We start from the raw sequence: 16,029 nt of genomic DNA on the forward strand, positions 1-16,029 counted from the left end.
CATGTCATGGAAAAGTCCACCGAAAAGCAAAGCTGGAGTAGCGGAGCTGAGCTGATTGTAAAACACTTAGAAGCGCAGGGCGTGAAGCATATCTTTGGTATTCCCGGCGCAAAAATCGATCGCGTGTTTGATGAACTGGAAGACTCGACGATTCAAACGATCCCAGTACGGCATGAGGCGAACGGCGCGTTTATGGCGGCGGCAATAGGACGCCTCACAGGAAAAGCCGGCGTGACGCTGGTGACATCCGGCCCTGGCTGTTCCAATCTGGTGACTGGGCTGGCGACGGCAACCGCAGAGGGAGATGCCGTCGTGGCGTTAGGCGGGGCGGTCAAACGGGCGGATAAGCTCAAGTTGACGCACCAGAGTCTGGATACCGTTAGCCTGTTTCAGCCGGTTAGTAAATTCAGTGCGGAAATTACGGCTTCCTCCGCAATATCGGAGGTGTTGGCGAATGCTTTCAGGGCAGCGGAAAGTGGGCGTCCGGGGGCGGCGTTTGTCAGCCTGCCGCAGGATATCGTCAATGAACCGGTCATTAGCCCGGTGTTGGCCTGCCCGCATTTACCGTTATTAAACGGTGCACCACAGAGTGACATTGCTGAAGCAGCCAAGCTGCTGCGGCAGGCTAAAAATCCAGTGTTGCTGCTCGGATTAATGGCCAGCCAGCAGGAAAATGCGCAGGCACTGCGCCGTTTTCTGCATCATAGCCAGTTACCCGTTACCAGCACGTATCAGGCTGCTGGTGTGATCGACCAGCAACAGTTCAATCATTTTGCCGGACGTGTCGGATTATTCAACAATCAGGCTGGTGATAAGCTGCTGCAACAGGCGGACGTGATTGTCACCGTGGGTTACAGCCCGATTGAGTATGATCCATCGTTGTGGAACAACGGCAAGGCGACATTGATTCATATTGATGTACTGCGAGCGGAGATCGACAGTGCCTATCGCCCTAACATTGAGCTGCTCGGGAATATCGCGATGACGGTGGACACGCTGAATGCCTGTATCAGCGAACCCTTTATCTTATCTTCCGGCACCCAGGCTGTATTGCAGGATCGTCAGCGTCAGCGCCACGATCTCAGCACACGTGCCATCAACATGACAGGGTTTGCAATCCACCCGCTGCGTCTGGTGCGGGCGATGCAGGATATCGTGAATGAGGATGTCACGCTGTGTGTAGATATGGGGAGTTTCCATATTTGGTTGGCGCGTTACCTGTATAGCTTCCGGGCGCGACAGATTCTGATGACTAACGGTCAGCAGACCATGGGCGTAGCATTACCGTGGGCGATCGCCGCATCGCTGGTACAACCCGGCAAGAAAGTGGTCTCCGTTTCCGGCGACGGTGGATTTATGCAATCCAGCATGGAACTGGAAACAGCGGTGCGCCTGAAAAGCAATCTCCTGCATATCATCTGGGTGGATAACGGCTACAACATGGTGGAAATCCAGCAACTGCACAAATACCATCGTCCAGCAGGCGTGTCGTTCGGGCCGATAGATTTCAAAGCCTATGCGGAAGCGTTTGGTGCAAAAGGGTTCGCGGTGGAATCTGCCGATGAACTGGTTAGCAAACTCCGTCAGGCAATGGACGTTGACGGCCCTGCGGTGATTGCTATTCCGGTTGATTATTCCGACAACCACTGGCTGATGGAGAATCTGAATATTAGTGTGCTGGTGTAGAAGGTATAAATTTTGTGCCCGCATAATAACGATAGCGGGCACAACCTAGAGCCTTGTTGTTATGCGTTAATAAATAGATTGATACAGCGCTTTTATGTCGTCGATGTTGGTATCGCGCGGGTTACCGCCGGTGCAGACATCGTCAAAGGCGGCCTGCGCCAGCGCTGGAATATCCTCTTCTCTCACGCCGACATCGCGCAATCTCGGTGGGATATCTACATCGTGAGAAAGCTGTCGCACCGCATGAATAGCTGCTTCCCTCGCCTGAGCAATCGACATATCTGTCGCGCCGTTTACCCCCATCGCAACGGCGATATCCCGGAATTTTTCACCGGTGTAATCTGCGTTGTAGGCCATGATATGCGGCAGTAGGATCGCATTAGCGACGCCGTGCGGGGTGTTGTAGAACGCGCCGAGTGGGTGCGCCATGCCGTGTACCAGCCCAAGCCCAACGTTCGAGAACCCCATACCGGCGATGTATTGTCCCAGCGCCATCTCTTCCACGCCTTTCGGCTTCCCGGCAACGGAATCACGCAGTGAACGGCTGATAATTTCAATGGCCTTCAGGTGCAGCGTATCAGTCAGTTCCCAGGCGGCTTTGGTGGTGAAACCCTCAATGGCGTGCGTCAGAGCGTCAATCCCCGTTGCCGCTTTCAGCGAGGCAGGCATGCTCATCATCATGTCAGGATCGACGATGGCGACAATTGGAATGTCATGTGGATCGACGCACACGAATTTGCGGCGTTTTTCTTCGTCGGTGATCACGTAATTGATCGTAACCTCTGCGGCTGTGCCTGAAGTGGTCGGGATAGCGATAATCGGCACCGAGGGGCGTCGGGTGGGCGCAACGCCTTCGAGGCTGCGGACATCGGCGAACTCAGGATTATTGATAATAATTCCGATGGCTTTGCAGGTATCCTGCGGTGAGCCGCCGCCAATCGCGATCAGGTAATCGGCCTGCGATGCCTTGAAGTGCTCGATGCCTCTTTCCACCACGCCGATGGTAGGGTTGGGAATCACCTCATCGTAGATATCGTAGGGCAACCCTGCCGCATCCAGCTTCGCCGTAACCTTGGCGGCGACACCGAATTTAACCAAATCTTTGTCCGTCACCAGCAGGGCTTTCTTGAACCCGCGCCGTTTTACTTCATCGGCAATCTGAGCGATAGCGCCTGTGCCAAAATAGGATGTTTCGTTAAGGATCATTCTGTTAACCATCATCTCTCTCCTAATAACGTTTTATTTTGATAACGCGAAAAATACATGCTGCGCAATTCCTTGCTATTAGTATGGGAAATGCCAGCTATGAATGCCTTCCGCCTGCTGCCATGTACATCTTGTACGCTGGCACTGAGGTAAAGACGCTTGAGAAGTGGCTCACAGAATCGTGATGATGGCTGCGTAAGGTAGGGAGTAAGGCTGAGATTCGCTGTTGGGTTTTGATTGAAAAAATCTAATTTAGGCCTATTTTTATCATTATATTATCTAATTCGAATGGGTTTTTTCTTCGAGTGGCATTGTCTGAGTTGTCCGGTTTTAATGTCATTAATCTGTGCTATGTGCTCATTTAAATAATTTACGTGCTTAATTTTATCGAATATTAAGCATATTAATCTGCTTTGTTTTTTGTGAGTGGCTCGGATTTCTTCTCTTTCTATATAATTTATCTTATGACTAAGAGTGTGGTTTAACCTGCGCTTCAGTGGTAAGTTCAGTCATAAGATATCGTTTGCGCAGTGTGTTTTATCGCCTAAACGCCATGCGCTGAAGAGGGATGAGGAATGGCAAAGCAGACTCCGTTGTACCAACAACATCTGGCCGATGGCGCCAAAATGGTGGATTTTCATGGCTGGATGATGCCACTGCATTACGGCTCCCAACTGGATGAGCACCACATTGTGCGTCGGGACGCTGGCATTTTTGATGTCTCCCACATGACTATTGTCGATTTGCATGGTGTGAGAACCCGTGAATTCCTGCGTTATCTGCTGGCGAATGATGTCGCCAAACTCACACAGCCAGGCAAAGCACTTTATACCGGCATGCTGAATGCTTCCGGCGGCGTGATCGACGATCTGATTGTTTATTTTCTGACGGAAGACTATTTCCGTTTGGTAGTGAACTCCGCGACGCGTGAGAAAGATCTCGCCTGGATCGAGCAGCATGCTGCCGCGTTCGGTGTCGACATTCGTGAGCGTGACGAGCTGGCGCTCGTCGCGGTACAAGGTCCGCAGGCGCAGGAAAAAGTTCAAGGCCTCCTGAAGGCAAAAGGCCTGAGTGATGAAGACGTAGCTGCGGTTGCCAGCATGAAGCCGTTTTTTGGCAAACAGGCGGGGGACTTCTTCGTCGCCACGACGGGATATACGGGCGAAGCGGGTTATGAAATTGCGCTGCCAAATGAGCAGGTGGTCGATTTCTGGCAGCAACTGCTGGCGGTTGGCGTGAAGCCTTGTGGGCTTGGCGCACGCGATACGCTGCGGCTGGAAGCTGGGATGAATCTGTACGGCCAAGATATGGATGAGGGGATTTCGCCGCTGGCGGCTAATATGGGCTGGACGATCGCCTGGCAGCCGGAAGATCGCCAATTTATCGGGCGTGAGGCGTTAGTTCATCAGCGTGAAAAAGGCACTGAGCAACTGGTTGGTTTGGTGCTGACGGAAAAAGGCGTATTGCGCAATGATTTATCTGTGCGCTTTACTGATAGTGATGGCGTAATGCGCGAAGGGGTGATCACCAGCGGATCGTTCTCGCCGACGCTTGGCGTCAGTATCGCGCTGGCGCGTGTTCCGGCGGGAATTGGTGAGCAGGCTATCGTGCAGATTCGTAATCGCGAACTGCCCGTGCGCGTGACCAAACCCGGCTTTGTCCGTGCTGGAAAAGCCATCGTTCAGTATTAATAGCAGCTTGCTTATCAAAATAAGCCTATAGAATTAACGACTTTAAGAAAGAGGGGATGCAATGAGCAATGTACCAGCAGAATTAAAATACGCTACGTCACACGAATGGGTACTGCATGAAGGCGGCGGTATCTATAGCGTGGGGATTACCGAACACGCGCAGGAACTTCTGGGTGATATGGTGTTTATCGATTTACCTGAAGTGGGCACGGTGGTCGCGGCAGGTGATGACTGCGCGGTGGCGGAGTCGGTAAAAGCGGCCTCGGATATTTACGCGCCCATCAGCGGTGAGATCGTGGAAATTAACGAGGATCTGGAAAGCTCCCCTGAGCTGGTTAACAGCGCGCCTTATACCGACGGCTGGCTGTTCCGTATCAAAATTTCTGATGAGTCTGATTTGGATGAACTGCTTGATGCCGAAGGCTATCAGGCGTCATTAGAAGAAGACGAGTAGTTATTGCACCCCAGCCTCTGTGCTGGGGTGTTTGATTTTATTCGCCGCGTCGTATTCCAACGCGGTAGCTATCACGATTGATGCAGGCACGATTGATGCAGGAATTTACTGTAATGACCCAGACACTCAGTCAACTCGAACATGACGGCGCGTTTATCGAGCGCCATATCGGTCCTTCCGTCAGCCAGCAGCAGCACATGCTGTCGGTGGTGGGGGCGACGTCGCTGGATGCGCTGATTCGCCAGATTGTCCCGGCGGACATTCAACTGCCTAGCCCGCCAGCGGTGGGGGAAGCCGTGACGGAACATGAGGCGTTAGCTGAGCTGAAGGCCATTGCAGGACGCAATCAACGTTACAAGAGCTATATCGGCATGGGCTATAGCGCCGTGCTGATGCCGCCAGTGATTTTACGTAACGTGCTGGAAAACCCAGGTTGGTACACCGCCTATACGCCGTACCAGCCAGAAGTCTCTCAGGGGCGTCTTGAAGCGCTGCTGAATTTCCAGCAGGTCACTCAGGATTTAACCGGCTTGGATCTGGCTTCTGCCTCGTTGCTGGATGAAGCCACTGCCGCTGCGGAAGCGATGGCAATGGCAAAACGCATCAGTAAAATCAAACAGGCAGAACGCTTCTTCGTTGCCGATGATGTGCACCCGCAAACGCTGGATGTCGTGCGTACCCGTGCGGAAACGTTCGGTTTTGAAATTGTGGTCGGCAAGGCTGAAGAGGCGCTGAAAGACGATGCGGTGTTTGGCGTACTGCTGCAACAGGCAGGAACCACGGGCGAACTGCACGATTACAGCGACCTGATGGCCGCACTGAAAGCGCGTAAGGTCGTCAGCTGTGTGGCGTCGGATATCATGGCGTTGGTACTGCTGACCGCACCGGGCAAGCAGGGCGCGGATATCGTCTTCGGTTCCGCACAGCGTTTCGGCGTGCCGATGGGCTACGGCGGCCCACACGCGGCGTTCTTCGCCTGTCGTGATGAACATAAACGTGCCATGCCGGGCCGTATTATCGGCGTGTCGCGCGATGCGGCGGGCAATACCGCGTTTCGCATGGCGATGCAGACGCGTGAACAGCATATTCGCCGCGAGAAGGCGAACTCCAATATTTGTACTTCGCAGGTGTTGCTGGCCAACATTGCGGGGATGTATGCGGTATTCCACGGGCCGGAAGGGCTCAAACGTATTGCGGGGCGGATCCATCGTCTGACTGACATTCTGGCGGCAGGATTAACGCAGGGCGGGCTGCTGCTGCGCCATCGCAGCTGGTTCGACACGCTAACTATTGAGGTTGCGGACAAGGACGTGGTACTGAGCCGCGCATTAAGTTTTGGCATCAATCTGCGCAGCGATTTAGCGAGTGCCGTGGGTATCACGCTGGATGAAGCGACCACGCGTGAAGACGTGCTGGCGCTGTTCGCGGTGCTATTAGGTGACGATCACGGGCTGGATATTGAAGCGCTTGATGCATCCATCGCTCAAGAGGTCGCGACGATCCCGGCTGGGTTGCTGCGCCATGATGGGATCCTGTCGCATCCGGTTTTCAACCGCTATCACAGCGAAACCGAGATGATGCGCTATCTGCACCGTCTGGCGCGTAAGGATCTGGCGCTGAATCAAGCGATGATTCCGCTCGGATCTTGCACCATGAAGCTTAACGCGGCGGCGGAAATGTTGCCGATTACCTGGCCGGAATTTGCCGAACTGCACCCATTCTGCCCGCCGGAACAGGCGCTGGGTTATCGTCAGATGATCGAGCAGTTATCGGGTTGGCTGGTGCAACTGACGGGTTATGATGCAGTTTGCATGCAGCCCAATTCGGGCGCACAGGGTGAATATGCGGGACTGCTGGCGATCCGTCGCTATCATGAAAGCCGCAATGAAGCGGGTCGTCATCTCTGCCTGATCCCTAGCTCCGCGCACGGAACTAACCCAGCATCGGCGCAGATGGCGGGGATGGAGGTGGTGGTAGTTGCCTGTGACAAACAGGGCAACATCGACCTGCACGATCTGCGTGAGAAGGCGCAGGCAGCGGGTGAACAGCTTTCCTGCATCATGGTGACCTATCCGTCTACCCACGGCGTCTATGAAGAGACGATTCGCGAAGTGTGCCAGATCGTGCATCAATACGGCGGTCAGGTGTATCTGGACGGCGCGAATATGAACGCACAGGTCGGCATTACGACGCCGGGCTACATTGGCGCGGACGTATCGCACCTGAACCTGCATAAAACTTTCTGTATTCCGCACGGTGGTGGCGGTCCGGGTATGGGGCCGATTGGCGTGAAAGCGCATCTGGCACCGTTTGTACCGGGTCATCAGGTGGTCAAAATTGATGGTGTGCTGACGGATCAGGGCGCTGTCTCTGCGGCACCGTTCGGCAGCGCTTCTATCCTGCCGATTAGCTGGATGTACATCCGCATGATGGGCGCGGAAGGGCTGAAGCAAGCCAGCCAGATGGCGATCCTGAACGCTAACTATATCGCGACACGCTTGCAGCAGGCGTATCCGGTGCTTTATACCGGCCGTGACGGTCGTGTCGCGCACGAGTGCATTCTGGATATTCGTCCACTCAAAGAAAGTACGGGCATCAGCGAAATGGATATTGCCAAACGTCTAATTGATTACGGTTTCCATGCGCCGACCATGTCGTTCCCAGTAGCGGGTACGCTGATGGTGGAACCGACGGAATCAGAAAGTCAGGTGGAGATCGACCGCTTTATTGATGCGATGCTGGCGATCCGTGCCGAAATCAATCGCGTTGCGCAGGGCGAATGGCCGCTGGACGACAACCCGCTGGTCAATGCCCCGCACACGCAGGCAGAGCTGGTTGCCGACTGGGCGCATCCATACAGCCGCGAGCTAGCGGTATTCCCGGTAGGTAGCGAACACAAATACTGGCCGAGCGTGAAGCGTCTGGACGATGTTTACGGCGACCGTAACCTGTTCTGCTCGTGTGTGCCGATGAGCGACTATGCGTAATTAACCGCACTGGCAGTCATTTACAATGTCGGTAGCGTTGTTGTTCATGGTTCTTTAAAGCCTCCTTTCTACAGAGGAGGCTTTAATTTATTGATTTTTTTATTTTTATCCCTCCTCTGTCGGCATCGTGTGCTTAGCCACCATCAGCCAATGTTTTGCCATGTGTCCTCATCCAGTCTGCCAGTGAATCCAGCGTTGGCTGGAGCGATTTGCCCAGTGGAGTGATCTGGTACTCCACTCGCGGTGGCACTTCTGCATACACCTTACGTTGCACCAGCTTGCGCTGTTCAAACAGGCGCAGTTGTCGTGTCAGTTCCTTCTGAGTGATAGGGGCGATAGCGCGTTGTAGTGCACTGAAGCGTACGGGTTCGCCGATCACGATCAGGCGGTACAGTATGGGTATCGCCCATTTTCCCGCGATGAGGTTGACGAAATTTACCATTGGGCACGGTTCTGCCATGTCAGATGGCGTATTTGCTGATGGGCTGTGAACAGACATAGGGTTCCACTATCCTCTTTAGTATCCAATTGGTGCCTACTTACAAAAAGATACTATTGATGAAATACTGCCGTTTTTCAAGCAACGAGATAGGACACATCATGATGAAACGGCTACAAGATAAGTTTGCTTTGATCACGGGTGGCACCAGCGGCATTGGGATAGAAACTGCACGTCAGTTTCTGGCTGAAGGGGCGACGGTCGCGATTACTGGACGCGATGAGAAAGCGCTGGCGCGTGCGCAGGCTGAGTTAGGCCATTCTACGTTGGCGATCCGTTGCGATGCTGGAGATATCCGCGCCCAGCATGATCTGGCGCAGACGCTGGCACAACAATGGCCTCGTCTTGACGTGTTGTATGCCAATGCAGGCGATGTCACCCATCGTTCCTTGGAAGACTGGGATGAAGCGGCCTGGGATCGACTCATGGCAACCAATCTCAAAGGGCCATTCTTTCTGGTTCAGGCACTACTTCCGCTGCTGAATAACCCGTCTTCGGTGATCCTGTGTGGATCAACCAGTGCCCATATCGGTCTACCGCAGAGCAGCGCCTACGCCGCGAGTAAAGCGGGATTACTCTCTCTGGCGCGTACGCTATCGGCTGAGCTGGTGACGCGTGGCATTCGGGTTAACGGCTTGAGTCCCGGCCCCACAGAAACGCCCGCGCTTGATAAGCTGGGTCTCTCTCCCGAACAGCAACGTGCCATGCAGGAACAAATTCGACAGTTGGTGCCGATTGGCCGTATGGGAACGCCCTGGGAGCTGGCGAAGGCAGCCGTTTTCCTTGCCTCCGACGAGTCCCGCTTTGTTGTTGGAACGGAACTGCTGGTCGATGGTGGTGTTGCCAATCTGTAGGTGATGGGCCTGCGAAATCATTCGCAGGCATATTTTCCCAATCGGAAAACAAACTGTCATTAAACTGACGCGCCAGTGACACGCTGGCGTTCTAGGGTAAGGCCTCTGTGTTTCACACTGAGCGACCCTTGAGTTATGCGTGCAAAATGCTTTCCCTACCTTGTGCTGTTGCCGACGCTGGTTTTTTTGCTTGCCTTCACTTATTTCCCCCTGCTGCGCTCGGTCATCGACAGTCTGTATGACACCCGTTTGAATGCAGATACGCCGCTGTTCGTCGGGTTGGATAATTTTGCGCGTCTGGTGCAGGACGCGGTGTTCTGGCAGGCGTTGCTGAACAACGTGCTGTATATCCTGATGACGGTCGTGCCCGGCGTGCTGTTGGCGCTGTTGCTAGCGGTGCTGCTGTGGGAAAACACGCGCGTGAATCGCTGGCTGCGTACCGCCTTTTTCTTTCCGATGATTATTCCGTTGGTCAGTGCTGCGACGCTGTGGTTGTTCATCTTTATGCCGGGGCTGGGGCTGCTGGATTACTATCTGGCGAAAGTGTTCGGCCCAATGAATAACAACTATCTCGGTATGAGCGACAGCGCGCTGGTGGCGGTGAGCGTCATTGGTATCTGGAAATTTGCTGGCTACTACATGCTGTTTTTTCTCGCCGGTCTGCAAGCTATTTCTACCTCTGCACGCGAGGCGGCGCTGATGGAAGGAGCCTCGCGGCGTCAGGTGTTTTTCTACGTCACGCTGCCGCTGCTGCGGCCAACCATCGCCTTTGTAGTGACCATCGCTTTTATCTACGCCATTACACAGATCGACCACGTTGCCGTGATGACGCGCGGCGGGCCGAATAACGCCACGACCGTGCTGCTTTATTACATTCAGGATCTGGCGAATGACACCCACGATCTGGGCAAAGCCTCTGCGGCCACCTTCCTGACGCTGGCGCTGCTGTTCGCCTTTTCCATCATGAACCTGAAAGTACTGGAGAAGGGGGCACATTATGAGCGCTGAAAATCAGATCGTTGATGTTCGGAGCGTGAAAAGTCAGCGTGGTGAAAGCCGAAGTGTGACTAATCCTCTTCGTGTCACGACGCGTTTTACACTGCCGCTGCTGCTGATTTGTGCCGCGTTGCTGTGGGTCAGTCCGTTTATCTGGATGCTGTCTTCTTCCATCAGCGCCAGCAGCTTTGGCGTGGACATGGCCTCGCTGTTGCCGCGTCTACCGCTGACGTTCGATAACTTCCGCGATGCGTGGGACAGTGCCGACTGGTTACGGCTCTACACCAACACGCTGATCTTTGCGGTCGGCACGTTTCTGGTACAGCTGGTCACGATCACCACGGCGGGCTACATCTTCGCCTACCACGAATTCCGTGGCAAAACGCTGCTGTTCTATCTGCTGCTGATTCAAATGATGATCATGCCTGTCGTTATGATGGTGCCAAACATGATGACGCTTAAGCAGCTCGGCCTGCTCAATACCCTGACTGGCGTGATGATGCCGTATTTCGCTTCGGCATTTGGCGTGTTTCTGATGCGTCAGGCGTTTCTCAATATCGCTAAAGAAATCGAAGAAGCCGCGTTGATGGAAGGCTGCCGCTGGTGGCAGGTGGTGTTTCACGTCCTGATTCCTATGACCTGGCCGTCGATTCTGGCCTTCGCTACGGTCAGCATTACCTACCATTGGAACGAATATCTCTGGCCGCTGATGGTGCTCAATGACCCAGATAAACAGGTGCTGACCATCGGGCTGGTGTCGTTTGCGATGGGCGCAGAGTCCGGCGGACAGTGGGGATTGATCTGCGCGGGTACGTTGCTGGTGTGCCTGCCGCTGATGGTGGCCTTTGTGGTGTTCCAGAAGCAGTTCCTGAGCAGCTTCGGCTTCTCGGGTATTAAGTGAATCGCTGATAAGGCCATGCGGATAATACTGGTTACTTAAGCCCGTTGTTAGGGGAAACACAGGGGGAGGTTCCCGCAGGGATGCCTCACCCCTGTGGTCGCCCCGTGTATCTCGATGCTTAAGCGATCGGCGTTAGGCCATGCGGGTTAGTTAATTCTATTTATCAGGAGCGACACGCTCCGTGTATCTCGATCCTTAAGCGATCGGTGCTCGCCAACGGGCGAAATAATGATAGAGGTGGTTGTTATGTTGCTGGCTCAGATTTCCGATCTGCATTTTCGCAGTGAAGGGCGCAAGCTCTATGAGTTTATTGATATTAACGGGGAAAATGCCAAAGTCATCAATCAGCTGAACGCGCTGAGCGAGCGGCCGGACGCGGTGGTCATTAGCGGCGACATCGTCAACTGTGGGCGTCCGCAGGAGTATCAGGTTGCCCAGCGCGTGTTGCAGATGCTGGATTATCCGCTGTACGTGATTCCGGGCAATCATGATGACAAGCAGCATTTCCTCAACGCGATGCGTCCACTTTGCCCGCAATTGGGCGATGATCCAGAAAATATCCGCTATGCGGTGGATGATTTTCCGATGCGCCTGCTGTTCATCGATACCAGTTTGACTGGGCAGGCGAAAGGCTGGCTGACGCCATCCACGCTAGGCTGGCTGGAACAGCAATTGCAGGATCACTCAACGCGTGAAACGGCGATCTTCATGCACCACCCGCCGCTGCCGTTGGGATCGGCGCATATGGATCGTATCGCCTGCGAAAATGGGCACGAGCTGCTGACGCTGATCGAGCGTTTCCCACAGCTTACGCGGATCTTCTGCGGCCATACGCATCGGCTGATTATGACGCAGCATCGGCAGGCGATTATTGCTACGGTGCCGGGCACCGTCCATCAAGTGCCGTATTTCTACTATGACGACACGTCATACTACAACCTGGAACCTGCCAGCATTGTCATGCACCGCTATGTGCCGGTAACCGGGCTAGTGAGCTACTGCCAGTCGATCGCGTCGAACACCGGTCCTTACCTCTACGATCCACGCATCAGCTGTCCGGTGGATGCGTAATGGCCGTGATTCAGTTACGCAATATCAGTAAACGCTTTGAACACATGCAGGCGCTGGCGTCGCTGTCGTTAGATATCGCCGACGGTGAGTTTCTGGTGCTGGTCGGGCCGTCAGGCTGTGGCAAAAGTACGCTGCTGCGTATGCTGGCCGGTCTGGAAGACGTGAGCGATGGGCAAATCCTTCTGGGCGACGACGACATTACGACGTGGAGCCCGAAGCAGCGTAATTTCTCGATGATCTTCCAGAACTACGCGTTGTTTCCGCATTTGACCGTTGAGCAGAACATCACCTTTGGCATGCGGATGCGCGGCGAACCGAAGGCCGAATATCCACAGCGGGTACAGCGCGTTGCCAGCCTGCTTCAGCTTGAGCCGTTACTCAAACGCAAACCGGGAAAACTGTCCGGTGGTCAGCGTCAGCGCGTGGCGATGGCGCGTGCGATCGTGCGCGATCCTCGCTTGTTTTTGATGGATGAACCACTGTCGAATCTGGATGCTCGCCTGCGCAGCGATGTGCGGGACGGCATTATGGATCTGCATCGGCAGTTGAAAACCACCACCGTCTACGTCACGCACGATCAGATCGAGGCAATGACGATGGCGGACAGGATCGCCGTGCTGGATCGTGGTGTGTTGCAACAGGTCGGTACGCCGGAACAGCTGTATTCTTACCCGGCTAACGTCTTTGTCGCCGGATTTATCGGCACGCCCGCAATGAACATGGTGACGCTGGTATGTTCCGAAGGTCACGCGTTTTTACAAGCATTGCCTGTGGTGCTGCCCGTCAGTGAAGAAACACGTTCATTAACCAGTGTGCTGCTAGGGATTCGTCCTGAGCATATTACCGAACACGCCGCGTCAGACGGCGATTTGTCATTGTCGGGAACGGTGAAGCAACGGGAGCTGTTTGGCGCGGAGTATCTGATTCATGTGGATACGCCGTTGGGAAATATTCGCTACCGTCGTCCAAATCGCGATGGCGTGCCGAACATCGGCGCGTCCGTTGTGCTTCATTTTTCACCGCAGGATTGTCATTGGTTTTCTGGGCAAACCGCCCGTAATTTATCCCAGGAGAAAAGAAATGCGTAAGCCTCGTATGATGGCGCTGGCGATAGCCTTGCTGATGTCTGGCCCTGTTCTGGCAAAAGAGAATATCGATTTTATGTTCCCCGCGCCGGTTGATGGCAAGCTGACGATGGAAATGACGCGCATCATCAAAGAGTACAACCAATCGCAGGATCAGGTTGAAGTGCGTGGGATCTTCACCGGCAGTTACGACACGACGAAAGTGAAAGCGGAAGCCGCCGCCAAAGCGGGCGATCCGCCAGCGCTGGTGATTATGTCTGCAAACTTCACCGCCGATCTGGTTATCAAGGATGAAATCCTGCCGATGGACGAGCTGTTCAAATACGGCAACGAAAAAGCCACGCCTTTCCTGACCAAAAATTTCTGGCCCGCGCTGCATCAGAACGCGCAGGTGATGGGGGTGACTTACGCGATCCCATTCCACAACTCGACGCCGATCCTCTATTACAACGAAGACATGCTGAAGAAGGCGGGCTTTAACGAACCGCCAAAAAATTGGGATGAAGTGGCTGCGGTCGCCAAGAAACTGACCGATCCGGCGAAAGGGCAGTGGGGCATCATGATCCCGTCCACGAACGATGACTACGGCGGCTGGATGCTGTCTGCGCTGACGCGTGCCAACGGCGGGGCGTATTACAATGCTGATTATCCGGGTGAAGTGTATTACAACACGGCATCGACCAAAGGTGCGCTTCAGTTCTGGCGTGATTTGGTGTACCGCGACAAAGCAATGCCTGCCGGTGTGCTGAATTCCAAGCAAATCAGCGCCGCGTTTTTCTCCGGCAAGTTGGGTATGGCGATGCTGAGCACCGGTGCGCTGGGCTTTATGCGCGAAAACACCAAAGATTTCTCGCTCGGTGTGGCGATGATGCCGGAAAAAGAGCGTCGTGGTGTGACCATCGGCGGCGCCAGTCTGGTGAGCTTCAAAGGGATTTCCGAGGAGAAGAAGAAAGCGGCCTGGCAGTTTATGAACTATCTGGTCAGTCCGGAAGTCAGCGGAAGCTGGAGCCGTTTTACCGGCTACTTCGCACCGCGTATGGCGGCCTACGATCTGCCAGAAATGAAAGACTATCTGGCGAAAGATCCGCGCGCAGCCATTGCGTTGTCACAGCTGCAATATGCCCATCCGTGGTACGCAACCTATGAAACGGTCGCGGTACGCAAAGCGATGGAAAATCAGCTGGCGGCGCTGTTAAACGATCCGGCGAAAAAGGTCGATGACGCTGCTGCCGCTGCACAGAAAGAGGCGGATGGCATCATGAAGCCTTACGTGGATAAAACCGCGTTGCGAGACGTGAAATAAGAACATCTTGCCCCGTTGATGTTAATTCAACGGGGCACCTGAGAATGCATATTCGTCGTGCTGCGTGAAGATGACAGCGTAAAGGCGGAGATCGCTGTAAAGGTGAGGGCTATACCACCAAGAATCAGGTAAGTCTGGTTGAAGCCGATACGATCGTACAGATTGCCCGCGGCGGAGGAGAGAAATATCGCCATGAACTGTTTAGCGAACTGGAAGCCCACCAGATAGATCGTGGCCGACAAGCGCGAATCAAACGTACTGGCGATGTATTTGAAAATCCCGATAAGCAGTAGCGGCACCTCGAAGGCGTGCAGCATTTTCAGGATGATGACTTCTGTGATAGACGTGGCACAGGCTGAGCCCAAAATCCTGATCGACATAATCGTTCCCGCCACCAGCAGCGCATTTTTGGCACCGATCCGCCCGATCAGCCACGGTGTGCAGAACATCACCAGCGCATTCGCTGCTTCCCCAGCCGTGGTGACAAAGCCAAAGATCTGATTGCCCTGCTCCTGCGAGTTAAAAAACGATTTAAAGAAATTAGCGAATTGCTGATCGTAGACGTCATAAATACAGGCGACGCCGACCACGTATAGTACCAGCAACCAGAACTGACGGTTGGCCAGCAGGCCTAATGCCAGCTTCACACTAAAAGGTGAAGTATTGGCACCGAGCGAGTCCATGACGGCGGCGGTCGGGTTGCTTTCCGTCTTCGCCAGACACAGCAACACGATCAAAATAATCGCCGACCCGGATCCCATCCAAAACACAATATCGGGATTGATGTTAAACAGCATTCCCGCTGTTGAAGCACAGATTCCCCAGCCAAAGCAGCCAAACATGCGCGCCTTACCGTACTCAAAATGGTGCTGTCGGCTGATGCGTTCGATATAGGCTTCAATGGCACCGGCGCCCGCACTGAAAGAGAACCCGATATACAGGCCGCCGACTAAGGCACCTAGTATCACGTTGATTTTTAACAGCGGGGCGAAGACATAGAGAAAGAAAGGGGCAAAGAAGAGCAAGAGCACGGAGATCACCCAGAGCAGGTGCTTCTTCATGCCCAGCTTGTCGGACAGAATGCCGAGGAACGGTTGAAACAGGATCGCGAACAAAGACAGGAAGGAAAAGACGATACCGGTATCGGTTTTGTTGAGCCCGATGACGTCCGACAGCCAAATCGGCAAAAACGGAAAGCACGTCGCCATGATGAAAAAATAAAGAAAGAAGAACGCGCCGAAAATCCAGAAGTTACGGTTATTTTTATAGTAGCAGGAAGTAGTAGGCATCTTTATT

General features: G+C 54.1%; 13 protein-coding genes. 10 read left to right on the plus strand and 3 right to left on the minus strand.

Features of this window, described 5'->3' with window-relative positions:
* Positions 1–6: 6 nt before the first annotated feature.
* Positions 7–1,686: an acetolactate synthase AlsS gene (gene alsS, locus DCX48_16740; GenBank protein QXE16019.1), complete on the plus strand. Its 1,680-nt coding sequence runs from the start codon at positions 7–9 to the stop codon at positions 1,684–1,686.
* Positions 1,687–1,752: 66 nt separating this feature from the next.
* Here the strand turns inward: alsS and fucO are convergent, their stop codons facing one another.
* A complete protein-coding gene (gene fucO / locus DCX48_16745; GenBank protein ID QXE17279.1) occupies positions 1,753–2,904 on the minus strand; it encodes a lactaldehyde reductase in 1,152 nt (383 codons plus the stop codon).
* Between the two features lie 563 nt (positions 2,905–3,467).
* Here fucO and gcvT point away from each other — a divergent pair.
* The 3 genes from gcvT to gcvP all read left to right on the plus strand — a co-directional run bounded on the left by gcvT (position 3,468) and on the right by gcvP (position 8,024).
* Complete coding sequence (gcvT, locus tag DCX48_16750) at positions 3,468–4,583, plus strand: glycine cleavage system aminomethyltransferase GcvT (GenBank protein ID QXE16020.1); 1,116 nt, start codon at positions 3,468–3,470, stop codon at positions 4,581–4,583.
* A gap of 61 nt (positions 4,584–4,644) precedes the next feature.
* Positions 4,645–5,037: a glycine cleavage system protein GcvH gene (gene gcvH, locus DCX48_16755; GenBank protein ID QXE16021.1), complete on the plus strand. Its 393-nt coding sequence runs from the start codon at positions 4,645–4,647 to the stop codon at positions 5,035–5,037.
* 113 nt (positions 5,038–5,150) lie between these two features.
* Positions 5,151–8,024, plus strand: a complete 2,874-nt coding sequence (gene gcvP / locus DCX48_16760; GenBank protein ID QXE16022.1) for an aminomethyl-transferring glycine dehydrogenase — start codon at positions 5,151–5,153, stop codon at positions 8,022–8,024.
* Between the two features lie 133 nt (positions 8,025–8,157).
* Here gcvP and DCX48_16765 read toward each other — a convergent pair whose 3' ends face one another.
* Positions 8,158–8,523, minus strand: coding sequence for a transcriptional regulator (locus tag DCX48_16765; protein QXE16023.1), 366 nt, complete (start codon positions 8,521–8,523; stop codon positions 8,158–8,160).
* 104 nt (positions 8,524–8,627) lie between these two features.
* On the opposite strand from DCX48_16765, the gene DCX48_16770 reads away from it, so the two are divergent.
* From DCX48_16770 to DCX48_16795, 6 genes are all read left to right on the plus strand, one after another.
* Entirely contained in the window at positions 8,628–9,377 is a 750-nt protein-coding gene (locus tag DCX48_16770) for an SDR family oxidoreductase (GenBank protein QXE17280.1), read from the plus strand.
* 135 nt (positions 9,378–9,512) lie between these two features.
* A complete protein-coding gene (locus DCX48_16775; GenBank protein QXE16024.1) occupies positions 9,513–10,385 on the plus strand; it encodes a sugar ABC transporter permease in 873 nt (290 codons plus the stop codon).
* On the plus strand, positions 10,375–11,274 hold the full coding sequence (locus tag DCX48_16780; protein QXE16025.1) for a carbohydrate ABC transporter permease: 900 nt from the start codon (positions 10,375–10,377) through the stop codon (positions 11,272–11,274). The genes DCX48_16775 and DCX48_16780 overlap by 11 nt, the downstream gene beginning before the upstream one ends.
* Positions 11,275–11,520: 246 nt before the next feature.
* Positions 11,521–12,345, plus strand: a complete 825-nt coding sequence (locus tag DCX48_16785) for a phosphodiesterase (protein QXE16026.1) — start codon at positions 11,521–11,523, stop codon at positions 12,343–12,345.
* On the plus strand, positions 12,345–13,433 hold the full coding sequence (locus tag DCX48_16790; GenBank protein ID QXE16027.1) for an ABC transporter ATP-binding protein: 1,089 nt from the start codon (positions 12,345–12,347) through the stop codon (positions 13,431–13,433). Before DCX48_16785 ends, DCX48_16790 begins: the two co-directional genes overlap by 1 nt.
* Entirely contained in the window at positions 13,426–14,733 is a 1,308-nt protein-coding gene (locus tag DCX48_16795) for an ABC transporter substrate-binding protein (protein ID QXE16028.1), read from the plus strand. Before DCX48_16790 ends, DCX48_16795 begins: the two co-directional genes overlap by 8 nt.
* A 26-nt stretch (positions 14,734–14,759) precedes the next feature.
* Here the strand turns inward: DCX48_16795 and DCX48_16800 are convergent, their stop codons facing one another.
* Positions 14,760–16,022 (minus strand): MFS transporter, encoded by a 1,263-nt coding sequence (locus DCX48_16800; protein ID QXE16029.1) that lies wholly within the window; start codon positions 16,020–16,022, stop codon positions 14,760–14,762.
* Positions 16,023–16,029: the final 7 nt, after the last annotated feature.

The organism is Pectobacterium atrosepticum, from assembly GCA_019056595.1.
Classification (GTDB): Bacteria; Pseudomonadota; Gammaproteobacteria; order Enterobacterales; family Enterobacteriaceae; genus Pectobacterium; species Pectobacterium atrosepticum.

Coding starts and splice junctions, on each gene's coding strand:
- alsS (QXE16019.1), top strand. CDS start 7: ATGGAAAAGTCCACCGAAAAGCAAAGCTGGAGTAGCGGAGCTGAGCTG.
- fucO (QXE17279.1), bottom strand. CDS start 2,904: ATGGTTAACAGAATGATCCTTAACGAAACATCCTATTTTGGCACAGGC.
- gcvT (QXE16020.1), top strand. CDS start 3,468: ATGGCAAAGCAGACTCCGTTGTACCAACAACATCTGGCCGATGGCGCC.
- gcvH (QXE16021.1), top strand. CDS start 4,645: ATGAGCAATGTACCAGCAGAATTAAAATACGCTACGTCACACGAATGG.
- gcvP (QXE16022.1), top strand. CDS start 5,151: ATGACCCAGACACTCAGTCAACTCGAACATGACGGCGCGTTTATCGAG.
- DCX48_16765 (QXE16023.1), bottom strand. CDS start 8,523: ATGTCTGTTCACAGCCCATCAGCAAATACGCCATCTGACATGGCAGAA.
- DCX48_16770 (QXE17280.1), top strand. CDS start 8,628: ATGAAACGGCTACAAGATAAGTTTGCTTTGATCACGGGTGGCACCAGC.
- DCX48_16775 (QXE16024.1), top strand. CDS start 9,513: ATGCGTGCAAAATGCTTTCCCTACCTTGTGCTGTTGCCGACGCTGGTT.
- DCX48_16780 (QXE16025.1), top strand. CDS start 10,375: ATGAGCGCTGAAAATCAGATCGTTGATGTTCGGAGCGTGAAAAGTCAG.
- DCX48_16785 (QXE16026.1), top strand. CDS start 11,521: ATGTTGCTGGCTCAGATTTCCGATCTGCATTTTCGCAGTGAAGGGCGC.
- DCX48_16790 (QXE16027.1), top strand. CDS start 12,345: ATGGCCGTGATTCAGTTACGCAATATCAGTAAACGCTTTGAACACATG.
- DCX48_16795 (QXE16028.1), top strand. CDS start 13,426: ATGCGTAAGCCTCGTATGATGGCGCTGGCGATAGCCTTGCTGATGTCT.
- DCX48_16800 (QXE16029.1), bottom strand. CDS start 16,022: ATGCCTACTACTTCCTGCTACTATAAAAATAACCGTAACTTCTGGATT.